The organism is Maridesulfovibrio frigidus DSM 17176, from assembly GCF_000711735.1.
GTDB lineage: Bacteria > Desulfobacterota > Desulfovibrionia > Desulfovibrionales > Desulfovibrionaceae > Maridesulfovibrio > Maridesulfovibrio frigidus.
Genome location: NZ_JONL01000008.1, coordinates 131,668 through 153,654 on the forward strand (window position 1 = coordinate 131,668; position 21,987 = coordinate 153,654).

Here is a 21,987-nt window from a genome sequence, read left to right on the forward strand (position 1 = left end):
ATTTCTTTTTTTTAAAATCCGTAGCGCATGTATTCTTTTTCTCTGCGATTAATCATCTGCATATAGCGGAACTTGCTTTTAACCTGTGCTTCTTCTAAAATTGAATATCCAGTATTTCGGCACTTATCGCATGCCCCTATGGGGATTTCTATTCCGAAGCCCATCGGTCCATTCTCTTTTTGCGTCTGTACCTTGAGCAATCCTCGACAGTCGTTACACAGCAGTAAAGATTCCGTTTGTGATTCAGTGAAACCTTCTGTGTCGTAGAAAATGTTTCGATGTCTTACGGACCAGTCGCCATTTATGATCCCTTCATTACTTTTCTCTGGAGGATTAAAGTAAATGTCGGGTATGCTTCCGCAAAGAGTTTCTATATAGCTCATAATTTCATCTGATTCTTTTAGCGTCTCGGGGTTCCAGCCCGGTTCACAGACATGGGAATAATCAACCCCTGCAAGAGCAAGGCTGATTCCTAGATTTACATAAGGCAGAGCACCCTGAATTGCATATCCGCCTTCGAGCACTGCAATGTGAGGTTTAAGCATTTTTGTAAGAGCTGCATAACCTTGCGCTGAGAAATTCATATTGGTGATGGGGTCGGTGAAGTGGTTATCCTGACCCGCAGAATTAATGATGAGATCCGGCTTGAAATCTTCAAGTATGGGCATGACAATGCGTTCCATGACCATCATGAATCCGGCGTCTGACGTGCCGGGGGGGAGCGGAATATTAATATTCTTACCTAAGGCTTTCGGGCCACCTGCATCCTTTGGAAAGCCTGTGCCGGGGAAGATCGTACGCCCGTCCTGATGCATGGAAATGAATAGCGTGTCTGGATCGTGCCAGTATACATCCTGTGTGCCGTCGCCGTGATGGCAGTCCGTATCAATGATGGCAATACGTTTTTGACCGTACTTTTCACGGATATGTTCGCACATAATAGCTTCAACATTAACAGCGCAAAAACCGCGAGACCCCAGAACCGTTTTCATGGCATGATGTCCGGGGGGACGCACTAGGGCAAAGGCTCTGTCACGCTCACCTTGCATGACAAGTTCGGCAGCTTTGATTGCGCCGCCCGTGGAAATATAATGCGAGCGGGTAGCAATGGCTTCCGCTTCTGGGAAGCAGAAATGGACTCGTTCGATGTCCTCTGTTTCTGCTACCTCTGGTTTATATTCACGGATTCCTTCGATATCAAAAAGGCCTTCCTCGCGCAGTTGATCTTGCGTGTAAAGGAGCCTTTCCTCTCTTTCAGGGTGGGTAGGTGATATCGCCCAGTCGTAGGCGGGGAAAAATATGATTCCCAGACTGTTTTCAGCCTTGAGCATAAGGACTCCGTATTATGAATATGTCCGGACAACGCCGGGTTTGATCTGGCATTTAACTCTGATATTTCTGCCGACAGTGGTGTCCCCGTTAACCATATTGAATGAAGATGATGCCGTAATCAGCGCATTGTCTCCGTCTGCCGCAACTCTCATTTCTCCGAGATGTGCAAGGAGATGATTCATTGCATCTTTTTCGGCCGCTTCGAGGTCGTAGGTGCGGGGAACATTCTCTCTGTAACCGAGTGAAGGGATAAACATCACTCCGCGCTCGGTGTCGGCGAAAAGTTCTATTTCAGTAGTAGTTCTGGTCAAAGCTGCACCGATGGCATTTGCAACATCGTAATTTTCAGGGACTTCCGTTGAAAGCCTGAACTTACGGAATATATCCATCTTTATTGCTTTGGCAGGGCCACCCATTATATAAATTTTTCTGGGTACAATACGTCTGTTTTCCAGTAGTTCGTGGATTGTATAAACGGGCTGTTGGTTGATCTCTTCAACTAATTCGCGTGTAGAATCGTGAATTTTGTCAATTGCATTCTCAATTGCCTTGTCAGCCAGCTCATCCGGGTTCAAGTCTATTTTGGAAGCGAATGCTGCAAATCCTGCTTTGGATTTACCGATATTTCCACAGTCGCAGGAATCTTTCCAGATTAATGCATCGGTAAGTGTTGGAATTTCTCCCCCGAACGCGATGGATGGACCTAATCTAGCCGGCCCAACTCGAACGGTTCCTTCCAGAATTGAAATGGCCGAGTCGCCACCAACTCCTATGGAGTGGACTTTCAGAGCGCGAACAAGGGTTGGATGTGATCCTATATTAATTCCTTCCTGTTCGATAAGCGGAGTTCCGCCCACAAAAATAGCAATATCAGTGGTTGTTCCGCCAATGTCGTAAATGATGGAATCATGGGTGATTTTGCATAGTGCAATTATGCCCATTACGGATGCAGCTGGTCCAGAGAAAATGGATTGCACTGGAACTCTTCTTGATAGTGGCAGAGGCATAGTTCCGCCATCTGCCTTAAGAATATTTACTTTAATATGGCCAAGTCCCATTTCTTCTAGCGTTCCAGAAATAGCGTCTGCGAATTTGTTAAAAACCCTCCAGACCGCGCAGTTATAATAAGCTGTTGCTATGCGTCTCGGGAAATTTAAGCGCCCCGTAATTTGATGTCCCAGAGTGATGAAGTCCGCATTGTCTCCAATTGCAAGCTCCATTTCTTTCTCGTGAGCAGGATTACGGGGTGAGAATTTTGTTATGGCCGCATATACTTGGACTCCTGATTTTCGGCAGGATGAAATAGCTTCTTCAAGGGATAAGTTGTTGAGCTGCTTAGTTTCAGAACCACGGTGATCAAGTGAACCGGGAATAACGTGAAAGTCTTTGCAGATCATGAAAGAGTGCGGGTCCAGCCCTGGGCCGGCAGAAACAATAACACCAACATCTTCGAACCGTCCTTCAACAATCGCGTTTGTAGAAAGAGTTGTGCTTAGATTGAGCTGTTTGATGCGAGATGGGTCAGCCGTTTTAACTATTTCGCTAAGTGCGCTTTTGATGGAGGAAAGCAGATCTTCATGGTTGGTCGCAACCTTGACTTGAGCTTCAATTCCTTTTGGGCCTAAGGCCACCGCGTCAGTATGAGTTCCGCCTACATCGATTCCAAGAAGGAGCATCAGATAAATCCTTGAAGTGGAAATTCTCCCATGAATAAGTATGGGAAGTTCAAAATATCAGCCATATCTAAAAATATTTAAACTGAGCTAACCGGAGGTCACTTACTGGAAGGGTAATAGCCGGATTCGCGGAGTTTAAATCCTCCGTATAATTAACACTTCAAAAGCTCTGCCGTCCAGATGTTTTACTGTAAACGGTATGAAGCTTCACGTAAGCGGTACACAGTTTTTAATAAGCAGGCTGAGAATATTTTAAAGGAACCTTTTTGTCGAAATATAGGGCTTTTAAGTTCCTAATTTACCTGCTTGTTTATCCCCAATTTTTTCATTCTTGAGTCGAATGTTGATCTGTTTATTCCTGCGGCGCGGGCTGCCTGACTTACATTCCATTTATATTTTTCGAGAAGTTTCATGACGTATGACGCTTCCATCTCTTTCCATGTAAAAGTGGTGAGATCCTCCGGCAGTATATTTTCTGATTTTATTCTGCTCGCTCCTGTTTTTTCAGAAAGCGGTATATTGTTTTGTGCTTTTGCTATGGGAAAGCCAATGTGTCTTGGTAGGTCTGAAAGTAAAATGGTATCGCCTGGAACAAGTGCTTGAAACTGTTTGACTGAGTTTTCCAGTTCACGGATATTTCCCGGCCATTTGTGGGTTTTCATGGCAATCATTGCTTTAGGATCGAGCTTTTTGGGTAGCATATGACTGTAAGAAGCTTCTCTTGCTAAAAAATATTCTGTGAGAAGAGGAATGTCTTCTTTGCGTTCATCTAAGCACGGGAGCTTCAGTGGAAGGACGTTTAACCTGTAATATAAGTCTTCTCTGAAACGCCCTGAGCGCACGTCTTCTTCCAGTTTGCGGTTGGTTGCTGAAATGATGCGAATATTGATTTTTTTAGTTTCAGTTCCGCCAAGTGGTTTAATTTCACTTTCCTGCAGAACTCGCAGAACTTTTGCTTGAAGGTTTATGTCCATGTCCCCAATTTCATCTAGAAAGACAGTACCTCCGTCAGCGGCTTCAAATAATCCTAACTTATTTGTGTTTGCTCCCGTGAAAGCACCTTTTACATAGCCGAAAAGCTCACTTTCAAGAAGATTTTCAGGAATAGCACTGCAGTTCTGGGTTAAAAAAGGCTTATTGGCACGAGAGCTTTGGGCGTGAATTTCTTCCGCAAAAAGTTCCTTACCCGTGCCTGATTCTCCATAGACAAGGACTGGGTAGTTTGTGGCTGCATAGTTGCTGACGAGTTTAAGAGCTTTGTTAATAGATGCACTTTTGCCGACAATTGAGGTTTTGCCGCGAATACTGCTGAGAGTCCGACTGAGCTGTGCATATTTACGCTGTTGCTTTTGGAATTCCAATGAATTGCGAAGGGCAAGAGAGCTTATATCAACCATTTCCTGTAGCATCTTCAGATAATCTGGCGCTAAATTTAAGTTGTCTCCTGCGGAGCTTGTGTCAATTACTTGAACTGCTCCGTAAACTTCTTTTCCTTTCAGCAAAAGGGGGAAGCATAATATGTGCTTACTTTTAACTTTAAATTTGTCTTCAAATTGACTGTTGTGCCTGGCATCAGCCCCTGCTTTGGCTGTGGTCATTTTGCCGTTTTTAATAACCCAGCCAACAATTGATTTCTTGTTAGGCGAGAGCTTAACTCCCTTAAGTTCTTCGCTTTGGTGGCCCATCGCTTCGACGCACTCGTACATGTTGTTTTTTTCAATCCAAAGAGATCCACGCTCAACGTTCTGAAGTTTGAGAAGGAGTGCGAGAATGGTTCTCTGTAGTTTTTTAGGGTCAAGTTCTTGCGATAGAGCTTTATAGTCGTCGATTGATAGTGTCATAATTATCTGCTTTTGAGCTGGGTTATCATTTTTTTATTTGGTCATATTTATGATATATCGTGAAAATGATGAGTGGTCAACGTGTGGATGTCGGAATTATAATATGTCTAAAGTAGCTGGATGGGCTTAATGTCGCTGTCTGTCAGTGGTTTTAAGTGATTGCGCCGTTTTGGCACGAATGGTGCTTTGTTAGGATTAGCTTGTTTGTCAAGTATGGACCGGGGGACCCACTCCACCTCCCCGACCCCTTCGGGTTTCCCGGTTCACAATTCCTCAAATAAATCTGGTTAGTATATTTTATAATATTAAGATGGAGAGAGTCTTATGGTTAGTATTAATGGTCTTATAGCTTTTCATAAGCAGGAGATGGTAGAACTTCGTGGTCAATCTCGGCAGGCAAGGCTGGGCAGAACAATGCAGAATCGTGCATTGAATAAAAAATTTAAAGAATTGCGCTCAAAGATTGCTGCTGAAATGCCTACTCCCGCAAAAGGTTTTTTCCTTTTTCGTGCTCCTGTTGCTTTTGCCATCACTGTACTTGGGGTGCTCAGCTTTTAGTTGTTCTTTAAGTTCAGTTGATCGACCATCCCTTTGGTCGGGTTATTTAAAGAGGCTCGAGGTTATTTTTTTTAGACTAGCAAGTTGATTCTCACAGGATGTAAGTCTTATACTTGCTAATTTTTCCATAGTTTCGAGTCTTTTTAGGTAACTTTCAAAGTAGTAATCATTTCGCAGTTCAATCCTTTTTTATATCCCCTTTTCCATACCTCATTCTGAATTCCTTCTTTCGCATCTTAACGTGAGTTTTGGCGGAAGGTTTCTGCTGTTTTTCTCAGATTTTCCGCCCAGTTGCCATCCAGAGGGTCCGCGATAAGTACTTTTGCATTCACTGACGATGCAATTGTCTGTGCACTCTTTCGTGAAAATTGAGGCTGAATAAATATTGCCGATACCGACTCTTCTCTTGCAAAATCAATAATTTTTCTCATCTGCTTCGGGCTAGGTTCTTTACCTTCCAATTCAATGGGGATCTGGTTCAATCCATAGGCTCTTGCGAAATATCCCCATGACGGGTGGTAGGTCATAAAGCTTATGTGCTTTTTGCTTGTCTTGAAAATTCCAATCAATTCTTTGTCCAGCCTGTCTATTTCTTCTGCAAAACTATAGTAATTGGCTCTGTAGGTGTCGCCGTTCTTGGGATCGGCATCTATAAGAGAGTCTCTTATCTGCATGCTTATAACTCTGACGAGAGGTGGAGACAGCCATACGTGCGGATCGGCAAGGAAATTGTCGTTACGTTCTTTTGTGTGCTCAACTTCGTCTTCGTGGTGCTTATCGGTGTCGTGCAGGTGTGTTTGCATGGGATGTCTGACCACTGAATCGGCAAGGTTTATTACATTTAATTTCGGATTTGCCGCTTCGAATCTTGGCAACCATGCCTGCTCAAACGGAACTCCTATGGCAAAATAAATCTCTGCTTTGCTCAGCTTCGCCATTTGCCTCGGCTGTGGTTCGTATATGGCAGGGCTGCTTCCTGGTTTTACCATTACATTTACTTCGACCAGATCTCCCCCAATTTTCTTTATAAAATATGCTTGTGGAATAATTGATACGGTGACCTGTAGCGGTGCGGCTTGCGATATTGATGCGCAAAGCAGGATTGTTGTCATTAATAGAAATTGTAGTTTGCGTACGTTCATTTTTGAGCTCCATTCGAATGAGATTAGATTTCAATTAGGTTTATAGTTGGAGATCTTTGTCCGCATTGTCAATGTTTTAAGTTTTATGGGGTGCTTTTCTCGGTGTGCTGGATTTATCTTTTTTGAAGAGAAGCTATATATAATGATACAAATGGGAATTGTTGGGTATTGCTAAAATTGTAAAACATACCCTCTTCGTGTGGTTTTGTTTCGTGCATAATTGGCAAATTCCACAGCTTCAGTGGTGGCAAGGGGTTTCCGCGCAATAGGACTCTTTAACTTCTGAGTTTGGGAGCTGTTAAAATATGTATGTCTTGTGGGTAAGCTCATTTTTATAGCTTTGGTTTGCATCTAGTGTATTGCGGATCGCGAAATAATTGCACTTCTTTATTACTTTAAAATGTTTATATTCATTTTTGTAGCTAGTTTGTATGTGATTCTAGTGCCAAATATGTATAATTGTCGTTTTTCTTCCTGCAAATTTGTAGCAATCTACAAATTATGGCACGAAGTGTGCTTGATAGTATATGAAAGTACGCATTTGAGGGGCAGTTTTTGCAAAATTGCAAAAAAAAGAGTGTTCTGGCTAGGTCGGAAGACACAAATGTAAAAAATAGTAAAAGTCTTGATGAATGGGAGAATTTAAAATGAATGCAGCGGATACCTCGTTTATACTTATTTGTGCAGCCCTAGTTATGTTTATGACTCCGGGTCTTGCACTTTTTTATGCTGGCATGGCGCGTAGTAAAAACGTGCTCGGAACTATCATGCAGAGTTTTGTTATGCTCGGTCTTGTTTCAATCATTTGGGCAGTAATTGGTTATACGCTGGCCTTTGGAGATGATATTGGCGGCATTATCGGTGGAATGAACTTTTTTGCTCTTGATGGTGTCGGCATGGATACACTTAACAGTCCTGCTGACAATCTTCCGCACCTACTCTTTATGGTGTTCCAGGGTATGTTTGCTGTAATCACTCCCGCTCTTATCACTGGAGCTTTTGCTGAACGCATGAAATTTAAATCACTATTAATATTCTCAAGTTTGTGGATAATTGTTGTTTACGCACCAATGTGTCACTGGGTTTGGGGCGGCGGCTGGATGGGTGAAAGAGGCGCGCTTGACTTTGCTGGTGGCGCGGTTGTTCACATGAGTTCCGGAGCAGCAGCTCTTGCCGCTTGTCTGGTAATCGGAAAACGCAAAGGATACGGCAAACAGTCTTTTATTCCTCATAACCTGCCTATGACTCTTCTCGGAGCTGGCATACTGTGGTTCGGATGGTTCGGTTTCAACGCAGGTAGCGCTCTTGCTGCTAACGGTGTTGCCGTAAATGCATTCGTAACAACTCACCTTGCAGCAGCAGCTGGACTTCTCGGATGGCTTCTTGTTGAAGGTCTTCACGGTGGTAAGCCAACAACTCTTGGTGCAGCATCCGGTGCTGTCGCTGGTCTGGTTGCTATTACTCCTGCGGCTGGTTTTGTAACACCTATGGCTGCTATCCTTATTGGTTTCGGTGGTGGGATCATTTGTTACGGCGGGATCTTGCTCAAAGCTAAATTTAAATATGATGACTCACTTGATGTCGTAGGCATTCACGGTCTCGGTGGAACATGGGGCGCACTTGCTACAGGTCTTTTTGCAAGTGTCGGCGCTGAAGGTCTTTTCTACGGAAATCCTGAACAGCTTTGGATTCAGCTTGAGTCAGTAATTTGCACATGGGGCTACTGTTTTGTTGTCAGTTGGGTACTTCTTAAAGTAATCGATGCTACGTGTGGATTACGTGTGACAGAAGAAGAAGAAGTTGTAGGTCTTGACGTTGCAGAACATAGTGAAGCTGGTTACCAGCTCTAAAAGTTATTTAAGAGGATAATATAATGAAGAAAATAGAAGTTATCGTAAGACCTTTCAAGATTGATGATGTAAAGGAAGCTATCGCTGATTTGGGTTTGAAAGGAATGACAGTTACCGAGGTAAAAGGTTTCGGGCGTCAGGGCGGTCATAAAGAAGTATACCGCGGCGCAGAATATCAGGTTGATTTTATCGCCAAGACTAAAATCGAAATAGTTGTTGAAGCAGAACGAGTACCTGAAGTTCTTGAAGCTGTTCGTAATTCGGCACTGACCGGTAAAGTCGGTGATGGAAAGATATTCGTAACGCCTGTTGAAGAAGTTGTCCGTATACGTACGGGTGAAACGGGAACTGAAGCAATCTAATGACATCTTTGTCCGGACCGCTCACTTCGGTTGAATCCCTTCATGCAGGGCGTGAAATTCTCCTTGCGGCATGCTCTAAGAGCATGCCGCAAGACTTTTCCCAGCGCATGTCTCTTCTTGTAGATGAATATTTTAGAGCAAGGCTGGAGGAGGCTATAGGTGAAGGACTCCTGCCGGGCTTTGCGGGTATTTCCGTCGTTGCCGTCGGGGGGTATGGGCGAGGAAAGCTCTCTCCTTTTTCTGATTTGGACGTATTGCTACTGATTGATTCTCCTAAAAAACTTAACTTGGAAGATTTGGCGGCTTTTCTTTTTCATCCGTTGTGGGATTTGAAATTTGAAGTTGGCCATGGCGTCCGCAGTGTTCAACAGAATATTAAACTTGCGAAAGACGATTTCAAAGTGCTTGGTTCATTGCTTGATCTACGTTTTGTAGCGGGTAGTGAAATTCCTTTCGAGACTCTTGCCGTCAAATTTAAAGAGAAGGTTATTCCTGCTGCAGGCGATTCATTTTGCAAAACAATATGGGATAACCGCAGCGCTATCGGAGTCGGTATGGACTCTGTTGTTCTTGAGCCTGATCTTAAGAATGGATGGGGGACTCTTAGAGATGTTCAGTTCGTTCACTGGTGTGCAAGTATTAAGGGGAACTATTTCCCGCTGAGTGATGATGATCTTGAAAATCTGCTTAAAGATGAAGCTCTTTTAATAAGAGTACGCTCCGCGTTGCATTTAGTCTCAGGTCGTAAGGTGGACCGTTTGGATATTGAGCGGCTTGCCGATGTCGCGTCACTTTGCGGCGTGAAAGGGTATTCTCCAGCAAAGCGCGGTCAGGATTTGCTAAATGAACTGCATGCGGCAATGGTTCGCGTGAGGTCTCTCGGCAATTCATTGTATAGGGAAACTTTCCTTCGCGATTCACTGAACTTCATTAGTTCAGATGGCCTGGTTACTTTGAAATCTGCTTTAAATCTTTTTGAAATAAAATCTCATAGCGGAGATCCCCTGACCCGTGATACTCGCCGCGCTGTAGCTGCTCTTGATGATATCTCCGATATTTCTATTAGCGATGCCTTAGGTTCTTTAGTAAAAATTTTTAAGGGACCTTTCGGCTGGAGAGCATCTCTTGAAATGCTTGATAGCGGATTGATCGGCTCCTTTATTCCTGCCTTTTCAAAATTAGCAGCACTTGTTCCTTACGACGGTTATCATAAATATCCTCCGGGCAGGCATTCCCTACTCACCGTTCATAAATGCTGCGATATTTTCAGGGAAGAGTTTGAATCGCCTGACAATTTAGAGGACAAGTTTAATGATAAATTTTTAACTGATGCGGATCTAGATATTTTGGTTTTAGCGGCCTTTTTTCATGACATAGGAAAAGGCGGTAGAGAGCATAGTGAGCGGGGCGCAGAAATTACTGCAAAGATCCTCTCACAGACAAATTTTCCATCTGAATTTAACGAAGACATCCTTTTTTTGATTCGGTCCCATCTGGTGCTGGTGAAAGCGGCTCGCCGCATTGATTTGAGTGATGTGGATTCGCTTCTTGAGATTGGGCGCAAGGTTGGAACCCCTAGAAGGCTTCGGCTTCTCTTTATTCTTTCTATGGCCGATTCCATGGCAACAGGCCCGAGAGTCTGGAATTCATGGAGTGAATCTCTGCTAAGGGAACTATATAACGGCTTGAACCATGTCTTGACTGAAGGCGATTTGCTTGAAGTAGATAGTTCTCTGAAAATCGCAACCACCCTTGAAAAGGTTAAAGCTCTAGCTTCAGATGTACTGGGTGAAGAGCTGATTGATACAATGCTCAGCGCGATGCCGGACAGGTATATTTTAAATGAAGAGCCAGACGAAATAGTTTCGCACATGCAGCTCGTCCGTAGGTTTAACGGGGCATATGAAAAGGATCTTATTCGCAAGCCCAGTGGTAAGGGGGGTAAGGGGCTTAATATAGTAGATGTTGCGGAAATTGAAGATGGTCGAACAAGGCTGGTAATTATTTCACGTGATCAGAATTTCTTATTCGCTTCTCAAACGGGAGTGCTCGCTCTTCACTCAATCAATATTTTGTCCGCGGAGATCTTTTCATGGAGTGATGGAACAGCTGTGAATATTTTCACTGTTAAAACTCCTCCCGCCGAATCAATTCCGGAGGATTTATGGGCGCGGGTTGAACGGTCCATTATGTACGCCATGACTGGCAGGCTCTCGCTTGATTACCGTTTGCATAAAAAAAGGAATTCACTTTTCGCCAAGTCAAACTCTGCAAAGGTTTCAACACAGATTTCAGTCGATAACGATTCCAGTGAATCTTATACAATTTTTGAAGTTAAGACGCAGGATCGTTCCGGAATTCTCTATGATATTGCAACAACTTTTTCACGCATGAATATTGATTTGCGCATGGCGAGAATTTCTACAACGGGAAACAGTGTTTTTGATGTTTTTCATGTGGAAAATTCGGGCTGGGGAAAGATTGAAGATCGTGAACATGTGAAGGAGCTTGTCGGAGCACTCGAATTTGCTGTTTCCGACTCTTAATAAGGTTTTTTAAGGAGTTAGTGATGTTTCCTAGAATGATAATCCATATGCTCGTTGACGCTTTGGTCTTTGTTGCAATTTGTTTGCTTCTTATTTTTCTCCCTGAACCTTTTGCAGGTAGCAGCACTATTCCTTTGCTTTCACTTTTCGTGGGGGGGCTTGCAACTATATTGGTGGTCGATTTTGTTATTTCACTTCGCGGAGCAAAAGATTGCGAACTCGGAAATCAATGGATGGAGTCAGTTTACGGCGGCCGCCCTTTGGAATGTGATCTCTCAGAAGTTCATAAGAATTTTCCTGAATCTGTGGGGCTTGGGGAACATGTTAAGTCATTAACTGCCAAGCTTGAAACAGCCGAAAATGATGTGCGTGTTCAGAAGGAGAAGAAAGAAAAAGCATATCACCTGGCCGATGATGCCAGAGCGCATGCGGAGCAGGCCCGTTGTAAGGGGCTCCTTTCTGCGGCAAAAACTCTTGAGGCCGCAGTTGAGGGACTCCGCAGCGAGTCAACTCTTCTTGGTGATGCCTCCTTGCGCGCTCGGGACGGGGCGGAAAAGCAGCAGGGGTTATTGTCTTCGGTTGTTACTTCCATGGAGCAGATTGATGTTTCCATTGCTCAGTCTGCAACTCGCGCTGAAACTGCTGCTGATGATGCAGAAAGCGCAGCTGAGCAGGCGCAGTCCGGGGAAGTTGTTCTTAAGAAGACGATTGAATCCATCGGATCTGTTCTTGAAAATTCTAACGAGCTTAACGGGCTTGTTGCAGGACTCGGAGTGCAGGCTGATGGCATTGGCAATATTATGAATGTTATTTCAGATATTGCGGATCAGACAAATCTTCTTGCCTTGAACGCTGCAATTGAAGCCGCGCGAGCTGGTGATGCGGGGCGCGGATTTGCCGTGGTGGCGGATGAGGTTCGTAATTTGGCTGAAAAAACTATGGAAGCTACCCGTGATGTCGGAACTGAAATAGGTAGAATACAGCAGCATGTAGAGGACACCATTGCTGGAGTTGATACCATCGCAGGTCTGGCGGGTGACGCTTCTCAGCTTGCAACTCAGTCAGGGGAGGCTCTTGTTGATATCGTTTCTCTTGCCGGAAAGAGTTCTGTACGGGTTCGTAAAATTGCCGAAGAAGCCATTCAGCAGGCCGAGGCTAGCAGTGATGTGCGGGAAGGCGTTACAGAAGTTCATTCTATTTCAGACGAAACAGGCGAAGCTATGTCCGGAGCATCTGATTCTGTAGGTGCCCTAGGTAGACGTATCTCTGACCTTGATGATATGATCGGAGTGTTTCAGTTAGTCGGTAACGGTAAGGTACAGGAAGTTATCAGTTTACTTGCCACATCAAAGGACGTGCAGTCTCGTGATCGCGAATTGCAGGAACGGGCCGTGAGAAAATATGTGCGGGAACACTCATTTCTTGAACTCGTGTACATTACGGATCATCACGGTGTTCAGACCATCAGCAATATTTCCGGACAGGTTCAGGGGTATGAAGAGGATAGCTCCTCATGTGGGTCAAATTGGGCTGGACGTGCTTGGTTTACTGGGCCCCTCGAAGATAAAACCCTCTATATTTCAGACGTATATCAATCTTCTGCTTCAGGGCAGAATTGTATTACTGTGTCAGGCCCTTTCCTCAGTCCTGAAGGAAATGTGCTCGGGGTGATTGCCGCAGATGTCAGAATTTCCGGATAACAGCAGGAATGATTTTATTTTAAATCATTTGCTCCTGCAATTTTGTTGCTCCGTTTTTTTGTAGATTGTGATGCTTTTCTTGCCAAAATCGCTATATTTATCTAAGTCAGCTTTAGTTTAATCAGTGGAGAGGAAAATCATGAAAGTACTTATAGTCGGTTCAGGTGGAAGGGAACACGCTTTATCTTGGAAACTTGGGCAGAGCCCGAAGGTTTCTGAAATTTTTATTGCACCGGGAAACGGGGGAACTCGTCTTGAAGGCACAAACGTTCCGATCAAAGACGATGATTTACCCGGTCTGGTTAAATTTGCTAAAGAAAATAAAATAGACCTTGTTGTCGCAGGTCCTGAATTACCTCTTGTTTTAGGTATAAAGGAAGCTCTGTCTAAAGAGGGCATTCCATGTTTCGGTCCGGGAGCATATTCCGCAAATCTTGAAGGCAGCAAAGCTTTTTCTAAGATGGTTATGCGTGATTCCGGCGTGCCTACTGCACCATTTCAGGTCTTTGATGAATTTGCACGTGCTAAAACTTTTGTTGAAAGCAAGGGCGCTCCTATTGTTATCAAGGCTGACGGACTTGCAGCAGGTAAGGGTGTTGTAGTTGCTTCTACAGTTGAAGAAGCAATCGAAGCCCTCGAATCAATGATGATAAGAAAAGATTTCGGATCTGCCGGAGAAAGAGTTGTTGTTGAAGAAGCGCTTCAAGGTGAAGAAGCTTCTTTCTTGGCATTCTGCTCAGGTGAAGATTACGCGCTCCTTCCTTCCGCTCAGGACCACAAAGCTGTGGGTGAAGGAGATACTGGGCCAAATACCGGTGGTATGGGCGCATATAGTCCTGCTCCGATTTTGCCTCGCGAAAAATACGAAGAAACAGCTGAACTGTGTATCAAGCCTGTGCTTAAGCTTCTGGCAGACAGAGGAGAGCCTTTCGTAGGTATCCTTTACGCTGGACTTATGTACACACCTGATGGACCTTCAGTTTTAGAATATAACGTGCGTTTCGGTGATCCTGAATGTCAGCCGCTACTTATGCGTCTTGATAGTGATCTTGCCGAAATAATGCTTGCCTGTGTTGAGGGTAGAATTTCTGAGGTGGACGTTAAGCTTAAGTCAGAAACAACCATGTGTGTTGTTATGGCTGCTGGCGGTTACCCCGGTCCTTACGAAAAGGGCATGGAAATTACTGGCTTTGAAGAAGCTGAGCAGGTTGAAGGTGTTAAGGTTTTCCAAGCTGGTACAACATATCAGGATGGGAAAACTCTTACTAACGGAGGCCGTGTACTGGGCGTAACCGCTCTAGGGAGCGACCTTTCTATAGCTCAGGCGAAAGCTTACGAAGCTGTAGAAAAACTTTCCTTTAAGGACGCGTACTTCCGCCGCGATATCGGAAATAAAGGACTTAAATAATGAGCGCAGCAAAAGTAGCCATTTTTATGGGGTCAATTTCAGACAGGGACACAATGCAGCCTTGTTCTGACTTGCTTACCAAATTAGATATTCCACATGTTTTCACGGTTTCTTCCGCACATCGCACTCCTGAAAGGACTGCTAATCTTGTGAAGGATCTAGAAGCTAAAGGTTGCCAGATTTTTATCTGTGCCGCCGGACTTGCAGCTCACCTTGCTGGTGCCGTTGCTGCTAAAACTATTAAGCCTGTGCTTGGCGTGCCTATTTGCGGTTCCGCTTTAGGTGGAATGGATGCGCTTCTGGCAACTGTTCAGATGCCTCCGGGATTTCCAGTTGGAACTCTTGCTCTTGATAAAGTCGGAGCTAAAAATGCTGCATGGATGGCAGCTCAGATTTTAGCTCTACATGATGATAAGATCGGCGCTAAAATTATCGAAGCCAGACAGGGATTTGTTGATGCTGTAGAAAAAGCTGCGGCAGAACTTGAATCTGCATAGTTGAAATAGTACAAACTGTTTCAGTTTTCCTAGAGTTAATAAAAGCCGGGTTTGATTTTTATCAAGCCCGGTTTCTTTATATCTGTTGGGAATTACATTGGAAGATATATAACAGGGTTTTCTGAGAGGTCAGCTATGTCGCTAGAATTTTGGGTTATGTATGTTGTCACAGTTTTTCTTGCATCGATAATACCTGGGCCGAGTATGATACTGGCTTTGTCGCACGGTATGAGGTTTGGCGCTAAAAAAACGATGGCGACTGCCCTTGGAAATAGCGCAGCTTCTTTTTTACAGGCTGTGATTTCCATCGCGGGGCTTGGCGCTCTTTTGGCGGCTTCAGAAACAGCGTTCATGGTGGTTAAGTATACGGGGGCGGCTTATCTTGTCTGGATAGGAATAAAAATGATCTTTTCCGGCGAGTTTAAGGTTAACGCTCAAAAATCCGCCAATGGAGAAATTGTTTCTTCTCAGAAATTATTCATGCAGGGATTTTGGGTTGCTGCTGGTAATCCGAAAGCGATTGTTTTTTTCAGCGCGCTTTTTCCGCAATTTATCAGCGTTCAGTATGCTGGGATTCAGCACTTTGCAATGCTCTTAGGCTTGCTTACGCTTATAGCGTTCGGCTGTATGATGATTTATGCAACTGGCGGAGAGAAGGTTACAGGGCTCATTAAAGAATCTTTTGCCGGCAGGTATATGAATAAGGTTCTTGGAACATCTTTTGTCGGCCTTGGGCTGGGGCTTGCGTGTTCGCGCAGGTAGTTTGAAGTAATTTAAATCAGATGTGTCAGCTCATCATTCCATGAACAGTTTTCAGGAAATCAGCTTTAGTGAATGGTTTAACCAGGGCTTCTTTTGCGCCTAGAGCTTTGGCCTGTTTAATATATTCAAGTCCGGTATGTTCCCCACCACCAGAAATAACTATAATTTTGCTATCTGTTTTTTTCTGCTTTATTTCTATAATGGTTTGAATTCCATCCATATTGGGCATGAAAATGTCTAATATTACAAGGTCGATCTCATGGTCTGCAAACAACTGTATACCTTCTTCGCCGTCGGGGGCGAATAGAATAGTTGCTTGCTCTTTCTTCAAATAGTGTTTGAGCAGGTCCCGCATCTTAGGGTCATCATCAATTATAAGAATCTTTTTCATCACTACTTCTTTGTGTCTTCATTTGTAAATTAATAAGTATAGGTTCCGGTCTCGCTATCAACTTGAAAGATGGTCCTAAAAAATATTACATTAAATTTGTTCTATTGTTTCGGGAAGAAATTTAAAGGCCAAGTTTGCTTCTTCAGTGACTTTTTCATAGAGCTCTTGCGAGTTCTTTAGTTCGTTATTTTTAGTCGCTTTTTCCAATTTATCACTTGCAAATTGTGCGGCGGCGGCTCCGACTGTTCCAGATTCACCTTTTAAGGTGTGGGCATGAAGCGAAGCTTTTTGCAGATCGCCTGTTTGAAGGAGCATTTCAATTTTTTCGAGGTGTTTTTTTGCTTCTTCTTTGTATATGGCGATAGCTTCACAGAGCAGTTCTTTGTCTCCGCAAAATCTTTCTAATGCTTTATCAAGCTCAAAACGATCAGCATAGTCTTTAAAATTCATTGAAGACCTCTCTATTTATTAATAAAACAATACTAACTTAGATCGTAAGATCTGCCATTCTTCAATTATTCGATATCCCTCTTTAAATAATAGTATAGTAGTTATTTGGGCTTAACATTGATTGCTGAAAATCGCAAAAAATATCATATTTAATAAATATCATAAAAAAGACTCCGTTTGCTAGTTTGCAAACGGAGTCTTTTTTTGTGATTGTGTGGTAAAGGCTAGTCTTTCTTTTCTAGCTCTGCGTACCATCCGCCCGCTTTCGTTAGCAGATTCTGGATTCTGCCTACAAGCGCGTGAGGATCGTTCAGGTAGCCTTCAAGTAGAAGTGCTGATTCAAGCAACTGCCTGGAGGATAGTTCAATGAACTCATCGTCTGCGTTGACTTTGAAAATGTTCAGCATTGAACGGAGAAGAGGATGATCAGCATTGATTTCCATAGTCTTGGTTGGGATTGAAGTATCCTTGTGCATGACTTTCATGATCTTTTCCATGGAGGATGTCATTCCTCCGGAAGGGCTGATCAGGCGGCATGGGCTGTCGCTGAGTCTTTCAGAAATGATAACTTCAGCTACTTCATCGCCAAGTACTTCTTTCATCTTCGCTGCTAGAGCGTCCATGTCTTTTGTTTCTTCTTCATTTAGCGGAGTAGCTTCATTTTCTTTTTTAGCTGATTCAAACTTATCGAGGTTTTCGAGGTCAGCATATTCAGCGGCTATAAGCTTGAATTCTTTGTGCTCACGAAGCCCTTCCATGACGAACTCATCAATTGGTTCGTAAAGGTACATAACTTCGATATCTTTATTGCGGAAGATTTCAAGATGCGGGTTTAGGTTGGCAGCTTCACGGCTGGCAACGAATGCATAGTATATTTCTTTCTGGTCTTCTTTTACGCGCTCGATGTAATCATCAAATGATACGAGAGTATCGGCTTCAGCTTTGGATGAATCAAAGCGGAGAAGATTTGCGTATTTATCTTTGTTCAAGAAATCCTGATGACCTGCTTTGAAAATCTTAGCGTGCGCTTTCCAGAATTTTGCGTATGTTTCTGGATCGTCTGTTGCGATTTTTTCAAGCTGTCCGAGAACCTGCTTGGTCATTGTTGAACGGATTTTACCGATGAGCAGGTTGTCCTGTAGTGTCTCACGGGAAATATTCAGCGGTAGGTCTTCGGTATCTACGACACCTTTGATGAAACTGAGGTATTCAGGGAGCAGATTCTTATTCTGGCGCTCGATGAGTACTCTGCGGACGTAAAGGTCGATTCCCCAGTTGTCGCGATCCATGCCGAAGATATCGAGATCTTTTTCAGGCACGAAAAGAAGGCTGTTGAACTGAACCGGAGCATCAACGGAGAAATGAAGATTGCTGATAGGTGGCTGTGAATCGTAGGTGAGGAATTTGTAGAATTCTTCGTACTGTTCCTGTTTGATCTGGAACTTAGGTTCACGCCAGAGAGCTGTTACGGTGTTGACCCTTTCGTCCTGAATCATGATTGGGAAAGAAACGAAATTTGAGTGCTTGGAAATGATTCCTTTAAGCTTATCTTCGGAACCGAAACGCTCAACCATGTCGTCTTTGAGGAACACTTCAATGGAAGTTCCGTGAGCCATTTCTTCATCAAGAATGGTCAATTCATAGTTGGTCTTACCATCAGAAGTCCACTGAATAGCAGGAGCATCTTTCTTGAAAGATTTTGTGCGGACAACAACTTTGTCTGAAACCATGTAAGCGGAGTAAAAGCCAACTCCGAAACGACCAATGAGGCTGTCCAGATTTTCTTTGGAATCAACTGCCTGCTTGATGAACTCAGCAGAGCCGGAATGTGCGATTGTTCCGATATTTGCCATGACTTCTTCTTTCGTCATGCCTATTCCGGTGTCAGCTATTGTGATCGTCTTAGCTTCTTCATTGTAGGAAATACTGATCTGCGGTTCGATGTCGTCATCAAGTTCAGGATCGCGGGTTGTTTCAAAACGCATTTTATCAAGAGCATCAGAAGCGTTTGATACTAGCTCTCTCATGAAAATTTCGCGGTTGGTGTAGAGAGAGTGGACGAGGATGTCGAGAAGCTGGTTAATTTCAGCCTTAAATTCAAATTTTTCTGTCTGTTCAGTCATTCGTTTTTCTCCAAAAAATTAAATTCCCTCCGGCTGTCATAGTGACAACCGGAAGGTAATATATGGTGTGAATAAAGGGGAAGCCTTCGCCGTGATTCCGGCGTAATTGTGGCTTTCTAGTAAGCTATTTAGTTACGGCTTTCAGCTTGTCAAGAAGGTACTTTTCAAGTTCTCGTCTATCTTTGCGCAGTCTTACGAGCTCTGCTTCCATTATAGATAGCTTATCTTTGAGTTCGGTGTTCTCTGATTTGAGGGTTTGAATGTTCTCACCCTGCTCATTTAAATCTTTAGTTGTCTTTTCAATGCCGCACCTGATTTCCTCAGATATGGCCGGGTCTACCCCGATGGAAGCTGGAGGAAGACTTGCAAATAGTCCTTTTAATCCCTCATTAATAGACTTTGCTATTTCTGCGCCCATTGCTGCGGCAATTTGAACCGCAGGCTCAATGCCGACTGTTGCGGATTGCATGGGAACTGCTTGCTCAGAACCTTCTGGCATAATCTGTTCAATTGCGACATTAACTGGATATTTTTTAGATAGTTCAGCCATCACATCTTCGGTGGTGTGTCCTTGCTTAAGCATTGCTGCTATGAGTGAGAACATTTCTACCGCTTCTGGCTTAAATCTTTTTTGACGATTTCGGCCTGTACTTGGAAGGTACTGCGCGAAACGGTTTTTCCAATAATGAAGAGTTGATTCCGGGACTTCTAGTAAGCGGGAAATCTCTGCAATGGAGAGAAGTTTTTTGTCCGTCACAGTTGCGCTCCGCAATGCTTGTAGTATTGAAATGGATATGATTTAAATGACACCTTTTAGTTAGTTTTTATTTGTATTCAAGTCAATATACTCTATCAATAAAGCTTTCTCATGAGTCTTAAGTTGAACAATATGGGCAGATATAATTGCCTATAACGTACCGTCTTAAGAGATCTCTTATTGATTACTGCACTGGAATGAAGTACGCGCAGTCAAGCTACTCGTGACTAGTGCATGAAGTTGTCGCAATAAAGTTACAGCTATATGTTTTTAGTTTTTCAGGAATGTGGTAAGGACTAGTACATCTTAATGCTGCAACGGTTGTTTTGACGCCGGTTGTCATTTTCGGTGAAAAAGTTAAAAGTGCGCAGTTGGAACAGAGCTCTCAGGCCGCATTGTGATACAAATTTTGTTCAATTTCGGAGACTTTTTTGAAACATGAAGTTATTTTACTTTTCGACGTTGGAAATACTAACACTAAGATCGGTTTTTCGACACGTTCGGAAATTGGGCCATCTTTCGTTTTGCCAACAGATCCCGGTGGGACTGCTGACTCCTGGGGGCTTAGGCTTCTAGAAATATGTAAAGTTGCGGGATATTCTCCGGACGAGATTATCGGAGGTGCCGTTTCTTCTGTTGTGCCGCCTATGAACCCGATTTTGAAGTCTGCCGTTAAAAGATTTTTTTCCTGCGAGCTTAGCTTTGCACCTGATGATATTAAGCTGAGCATCGAAAATCATTATGAGCGGCCATGGGAAGTCGGAGCGGATAGGCTTGTTACGGCCTTTTCGGGGCGCCTTATTAGTGATAGTGAGAATTTGATTGTGGTTGATTTCGGTACGGCGACAACATTTGATTGCGTCGTTGGTAATGCATATATGGGTGGCTTGATTTGTCCCGGAGTATTGTCGTCTACAAAGGCGCTTTCCTCTGGCACAGCAAAGCTTCCACATATTACTCTTGAGCTTGAAACCACGGTCATACGGCCTGGTAAAAGCACCGCGGACAGCCTGAATCAGGGGCTTATTTTCGGATTTGCCGCCATGGTTGAAGGGCTGAGTGAAAGATTAAGTGGTACTTTGGGCGGTGAGGTCGAACTCATTGCCACTGGCGGCTTTGCTACAAAGATCGCTGAAGTTTGTCGGGCCATTAACCGCGTGGAGCCTACACTCCTTTTGGACGGGCTTCGCATGGCATGGTTTGGCGTGAAAGAATAATGGGCGCAACTAGAAAGTTTTATCAATTTTTAAGGAGAAAAGCATGAGCACTATCGTAGCTGTCTGGGCTAGAGAAATTCTTGATTCCAGAGGTAACCCCACAATTGAAGTTGAAGTGGTTCTTGAATCTGGCGCAACTGGCCGTGCTGCAGTTCCTTCCGGTGCATCTACCGGTGTTCGCGAAGCGTTAGAACTTCGTGATGGAGATGAGAACCGTTACGGCGGAAAAGGCGTACAGGTAGCTGTTGCTAACGTTCGTGAAGAAATTGCGGAAGCACTTGTTGGACAGGATGCTCTTCGTCAGGTTTCCATTGATAACTTCCTTATTGATCTTGATGGAACCGAGAACAAAGAAAGACTCGGCGCTAATGCAATGCTAGGCGTTTCCATGGCTGTAGCAAGAGCTGCTGCAAATCTGTTAGGGATTCCACTCTACCAGTACCTTGGCGGCGTAAATGCTAAACTTCTGCCTGTTCCATTGATGAATATCATCAACGGTGGAGAGCACGCACCGAACAATCTCGATATTCAGGAATTCATGATTGTGCCTCTCGGCGCTGAAACTTTCGCAGAAGCTCTTCGCATGGGCGCAGAAACTTTCCACGCACTCAAATCCATTCTCGCTGCAGACGGTCTTAATACCGCTGTCGGTGATGAAGGTGGATTCGCGCCGGATCTTGATTCCCACGCTGAAGCTTTTGAATACATCATTAAAGCAATCGAAAAGGCTGGATACACTCCGGGCCGTGATATCGCTCTTGCAATTGACGCTGCTGCTTCCGAATTCTACAAAGACGGTAAGTACGTGCTGAAAGGCGAAGGCAAAGAATTCACTTCTGATGAACTTACTGAATTCTACTCTGATTTCTGCGATCGCTTCCCGCTTATTTCCATCGAAGATGGACTTGCAGAAGGCGACTGGGAAGGCTGGGAGCGTCACACCGAAGTACTTGGTGAGCGCGTTCAGCTTGTAGGTGACGATGTTTTCGTTACTAATCCTGAAATCCTTGCAGAAGGCATCGAGCGTGCAGTTTGTAACTCCATTCTGATTAAACTTAATCAGATCGGAACTGTGACTGAAACCCTCGATACCATTGAGCTTGCTAAGCAGGCTGGTTACACCACCGTTGTTTCTCATCGTTCTGGTGAAACCAGCGATCACTTCATTGCTGATCTCGCTGTTGGTCTAAACACTGGACAGATTAAGTCCGGTTCTTTGTGCCGTAGTGACAGACTTGCTAAGTACAATCAGCTTCTCCGCATCGAAGAAGATCTTGAAGACGAAGGCATTTACTTCGGACCAGCTCTTCGCGAAGCATTCTTCCCAGAAAGCTAAGACGAGCTGCTGTTTATAGATTATTCACGGGGCCGGAGC

General features: G+C 44.0%; 18 protein-coding genes. 10 read left to right on the plus strand and 8 right to left on the minus strand.

From position 1 onward, the window contains the following. Positions 1-11 precede the first annotated feature (11 nt). From BR06_RS0115495 to BR06_RS0115505, 3 genes are all read right to left on the minus strand, one after another. Positions 12-1,331 carry a histone deacetylase family protein gene (locus BR06_RS0115495; protein ID WP_031484682.1) on the minus strand — a complete coding sequence of 440 codons (1,320 nt, stop codon included), beginning with the start codon at positions 1,329-1,331 and terminating at the stop codon, positions 12-14. 12 nt (positions 1,332-1,343) lie between these two features. Then, positions 1,344-3,008, minus strand: coding sequence for a hydantoinase/oxoprolinase family protein (locus tag BR06_RS0115500; protein ID WP_031484684.1), 1,665 nt, complete (start codon positions 3,006-3,008; stop codon positions 1,344-1,346). A 293-nt stretch (positions 3,009-3,301) separates the two neighbouring features. After that, positions 3,302-4,849: a sigma-54-dependent Fis family transcriptional regulator gene (locus tag BR06_RS0115505; RefSeq protein ID WP_031484685.1), complete on the minus strand. Its 1,548-nt coding sequence runs from the start codon at positions 4,847-4,849 to the stop codon at positions 3,302-3,304. 324 nt (positions 4,850-5,173) lie between these two features. Here BR06_RS0115505 and BR06_RS0115510 point away from each other — a divergent pair, with 324 nt between their 5' ends. Further along, the gene (locus tag BR06_RS0115510) at positions 5,174-5,407 is read left to right on the plus strand and encodes a hypothetical protein (RefSeq protein WP_031484687.1); all 234 of its coding nucleotides are present in this window, start codon (positions 5,174-5,176) and stop codon (positions 5,405-5,407) included. Between the two features lie 236 nt (positions 5,408-5,643). Here the strand turns inward: BR06_RS0115510 and BR06_RS0115515 are convergent, their stop codons facing one another. Continuing rightward, positions 5,644-6,549: a metal ABC transporter solute-binding protein, Zn/Mn family gene (locus BR06_RS0115515; RefSeq protein ID WP_031484688.1), complete on the minus strand. Its 906-nt coding sequence runs from the start codon at positions 6,547-6,549 to the stop codon at positions 5,644-5,646. Between the two features lie 647 nt (positions 6,550-7,196). Between BR06_RS0115515 and BR06_RS0115520 the strand changes: the two genes are divergently transcribed. From BR06_RS0115520 to BR06_RS0115550, 7 genes are all read left to right on the plus strand, one after another. Next, the gene (locus tag BR06_RS0115520; RefSeq protein WP_031484689.1) at positions 7,197-8,399 is read left to right on the plus strand and encodes an ammonium transporter; all 1,203 of its coding nucleotides are present in this window, start codon (positions 7,197-7,199) and stop codon (positions 8,397-8,399) included. Positions 8,400-8,422: 23 nt separating this feature from the next. Then, on the plus strand, positions 8,423-8,761 hold the full coding sequence (locus tag BR06_RS0115525; RefSeq protein ID WP_031484691.1) for a P-II family nitrogen regulator: 339 nt from the start codon (positions 8,423-8,425) through the stop codon (positions 8,759-8,761). Beyond that, complete coding sequence (locus BR06_RS0115530) at positions 8,761-11,307, plus strand: [protein-PII] uridylyltransferase family protein (protein ID WP_031484692.1); 2,547 nt, start codon at positions 8,761-8,763, stop codon at positions 11,305-11,307. Before BR06_RS0115525 ends, BR06_RS0115530 begins: the two co-directional genes overlap by 1 nt. A 23-nt stretch (positions 11,308-11,330) precedes the next feature. After that, positions 11,331-13,007 carry a methyl-accepting chemotaxis protein gene (locus tag BR06_RS0115535; RefSeq protein WP_031484693.1) on the plus strand — a complete coding sequence of 559 codons (1,677 nt, stop codon included), beginning with the start codon at positions 11,331-11,333 and terminating at the stop codon, positions 13,005-13,007. Between the two features lie 139 nt (positions 13,008-13,146). Then, on the plus strand, positions 13,147-14,415 hold the full coding sequence (gene purD, locus BR06_RS0115540; RefSeq protein WP_031484694.1) for a phosphoribosylamine--glycine ligase: 1,269 nt from the start codon (positions 13,147-13,149) through the stop codon (positions 14,413-14,415). Further along, positions 14,415-14,912: a 5-(carboxyamino)imidazole ribonucleotide mutase gene (gene purE / locus BR06_RS0115545; RefSeq protein WP_031484696.1), complete on the plus strand. Its 498-nt coding sequence runs from the start codon at positions 14,415-14,417 to the stop codon at positions 14,910-14,912. The genes purD and purE overlap by 1 nt, the downstream gene beginning before the upstream one ends. Positions 14,913-15,047: 135 nt before the next feature. After that, positions 15,048-15,674, plus strand: coding sequence for a LysE family translocator (locus BR06_RS0115550; RefSeq protein WP_031484698.1), 627 nt, complete (start codon positions 15,048-15,050; stop codon positions 15,672-15,674). A gap of 25 nt (positions 15,675-15,699) precedes the next feature. Here BR06_RS0115550 and BR06_RS0115555 read toward each other — a convergent pair whose 3' ends face one another. From BR06_RS0115555 to BR06_RS0115570, 4 genes are all read right to left on the minus strand, one after another. Further along, complete coding sequence (locus tag BR06_RS0115555) at positions 15,700-16,065, minus strand: response regulator (RefSeq protein ID WP_031484700.1); 366 nt, start codon at positions 16,063-16,065, stop codon at positions 15,700-15,702. A 90-nt stretch (positions 16,066-16,155) separates the two neighbouring features. Then, complete coding sequence (locus tag BR06_RS0115560) at positions 16,156-16,515, minus strand: Hpt domain-containing protein (protein ID WP_031484702.1); 360 nt, start codon at positions 16,513-16,515, stop codon at positions 16,156-16,158. 224 nt (positions 16,516-16,739) lie between these two features. Further along, the gene (gene htpG, locus BR06_RS0115565) at positions 16,740-18,638 is read right to left on the minus strand and encodes a molecular chaperone HtpG (protein ID WP_031484704.1); all 1,899 of its coding nucleotides are present in this window, start codon (positions 18,636-18,638) and stop codon (positions 16,740-16,742) included. Positions 18,639-18,762: 124 nt separating this feature from the next. After that, complete coding sequence (locus BR06_RS0115570; protein WP_031484707.1) at positions 18,763-19,395, minus strand: MerR family transcriptional regulator; 633 nt, start codon at positions 19,393-19,395, stop codon at positions 18,763-18,765. A 431-nt stretch (positions 19,396-19,826) separates the two neighbouring features. On the opposite strand from BR06_RS0115570, the gene BR06_RS0115575 reads away from it, so the two are divergent. Together BR06_RS0115575 and eno are read left to right on the plus strand one after the other, a co-directional pair. Further along, positions 19,827-20,612, plus strand: coding sequence for a type III pantothenate kinase (locus tag BR06_RS0115575; RefSeq protein WP_031484709.1), 786 nt, complete (start codon positions 19,827-19,829; stop codon positions 20,610-20,612). Between the two features lie 43 nt (positions 20,613-20,655). Continuing rightward, complete coding sequence (gene eno, locus BR06_RS0115580; protein ID WP_031484710.1) at positions 20,656-21,948, plus strand: phosphopyruvate hydratase; 1,293 nt, start codon at positions 20,656-20,658, stop codon at positions 21,946-21,948. Positions 21,949-21,987 lie beyond the last annotated feature (39 nt).

What these genes read in the sequence shown, in the direction of transcription:
- htpG (WP_031484704.1), bottom strand. Translation starts at nt 18,638, where the DNA reads ATGACTGAACAGACAGAAAAATTTGAATTTAAGGCTGAAATTAACCAG.
- BR06_RS0115525 (WP_031484691.1), top strand. Translation starts at nt 8,423, where the DNA reads ATGAAGAAAATAGAAGTTATCGTAAGACCTTTCAAGATTGATGATGTA.
- BR06_RS0115560 (WP_031484702.1), bottom strand. Translation starts at nt 16,515, where the DNA reads ATGAATTTTAAAGACTATGCTGATCGTTTTGAGCTTGATAAAGCATTA.
- BR06_RS0115530 (WP_031484692.1), top strand. Translation starts at nt 8,761, where the DNA reads ATGACATCTTTGTCCGGACCGCTCACTTCGGTTGAATCCCTTCATGCA.
- BR06_RS0115520 (WP_031484689.1), top strand. Translation starts at nt 7,197, where the DNA reads ATGAATGCAGCGGATACCTCGTTTATACTTATTTGTGCAGCCCTAGTT.
- eno (WP_031484710.1), top strand. Translation starts at nt 20,656, where the DNA reads ATGAGCACTATCGTAGCTGTCTGGGCTAGAGAAATTCTTGATTCCAGA.
- BR06_RS0115505 (WP_031484685.1), bottom strand. Translation starts at nt 4,849, where the DNA reads ATGACACTATCAATCGACGACTATAAAGCTCTATCGCAAGAACTTGAC.
- BR06_RS0115515 (WP_031484688.1), bottom strand. Translation starts at nt 6,549, where the DNA reads ATGAACGTACGCAAACTACAATTTCTATTAATGACAACAATCCTGCTT.
- BR06_RS0115500 (WP_031484684.1), bottom strand. Translation starts at nt 3,008, where the DNA reads ATGCTCCTTCTTGGAATCGATGTAGGCGGAACTCATACTGACGCGGTG.
- purD (WP_031484694.1), top strand. Translation starts at nt 13,147, where the DNA reads ATGAAAGTACTTATAGTCGGTTCAGGTGGAAGGGAACACGCTTTATCT.
- BR06_RS0115510 (WP_031484687.1), top strand. Translation starts at nt 5,174, where the DNA reads ATGGTTAGTATTAATGGTCTTATAGCTTTTCATAAGCAGGAGATGGTA.
- BR06_RS0115550 (WP_031484698.1), top strand. Translation starts at nt 15,048, where the DNA reads ATGTCGCTAGAATTTTGGGTTATGTATGTTGTCACAGTTTTTCTTGCA.
- purE (WP_031484696.1), top strand. Translation starts at nt 14,415, where the DNA reads ATGAGCGCAGCAAAAGTAGCCATTTTTATGGGGTCAATTTCAGACAGG.
- BR06_RS0115495 (WP_031484682.1), bottom strand. Translation starts at nt 1,331, where the DNA reads ATGCTCAAGGCTGAAAACAGTCTGGGAATCATATTTTTCCCCGCCTAC.
- BR06_RS0115535 (WP_031484693.1), top strand. Translation starts at nt 11,331, where the DNA reads ATGTTTCCTAGAATGATAATCCATATGCTCGTTGACGCTTTGGTCTTT.
- BR06_RS0115555 (WP_031484700.1), bottom strand. Translation starts at nt 16,065, where the DNA reads ATGAAAAAGATTCTTATAATTGATGATGACCCTAAGATGCGGGACCTG.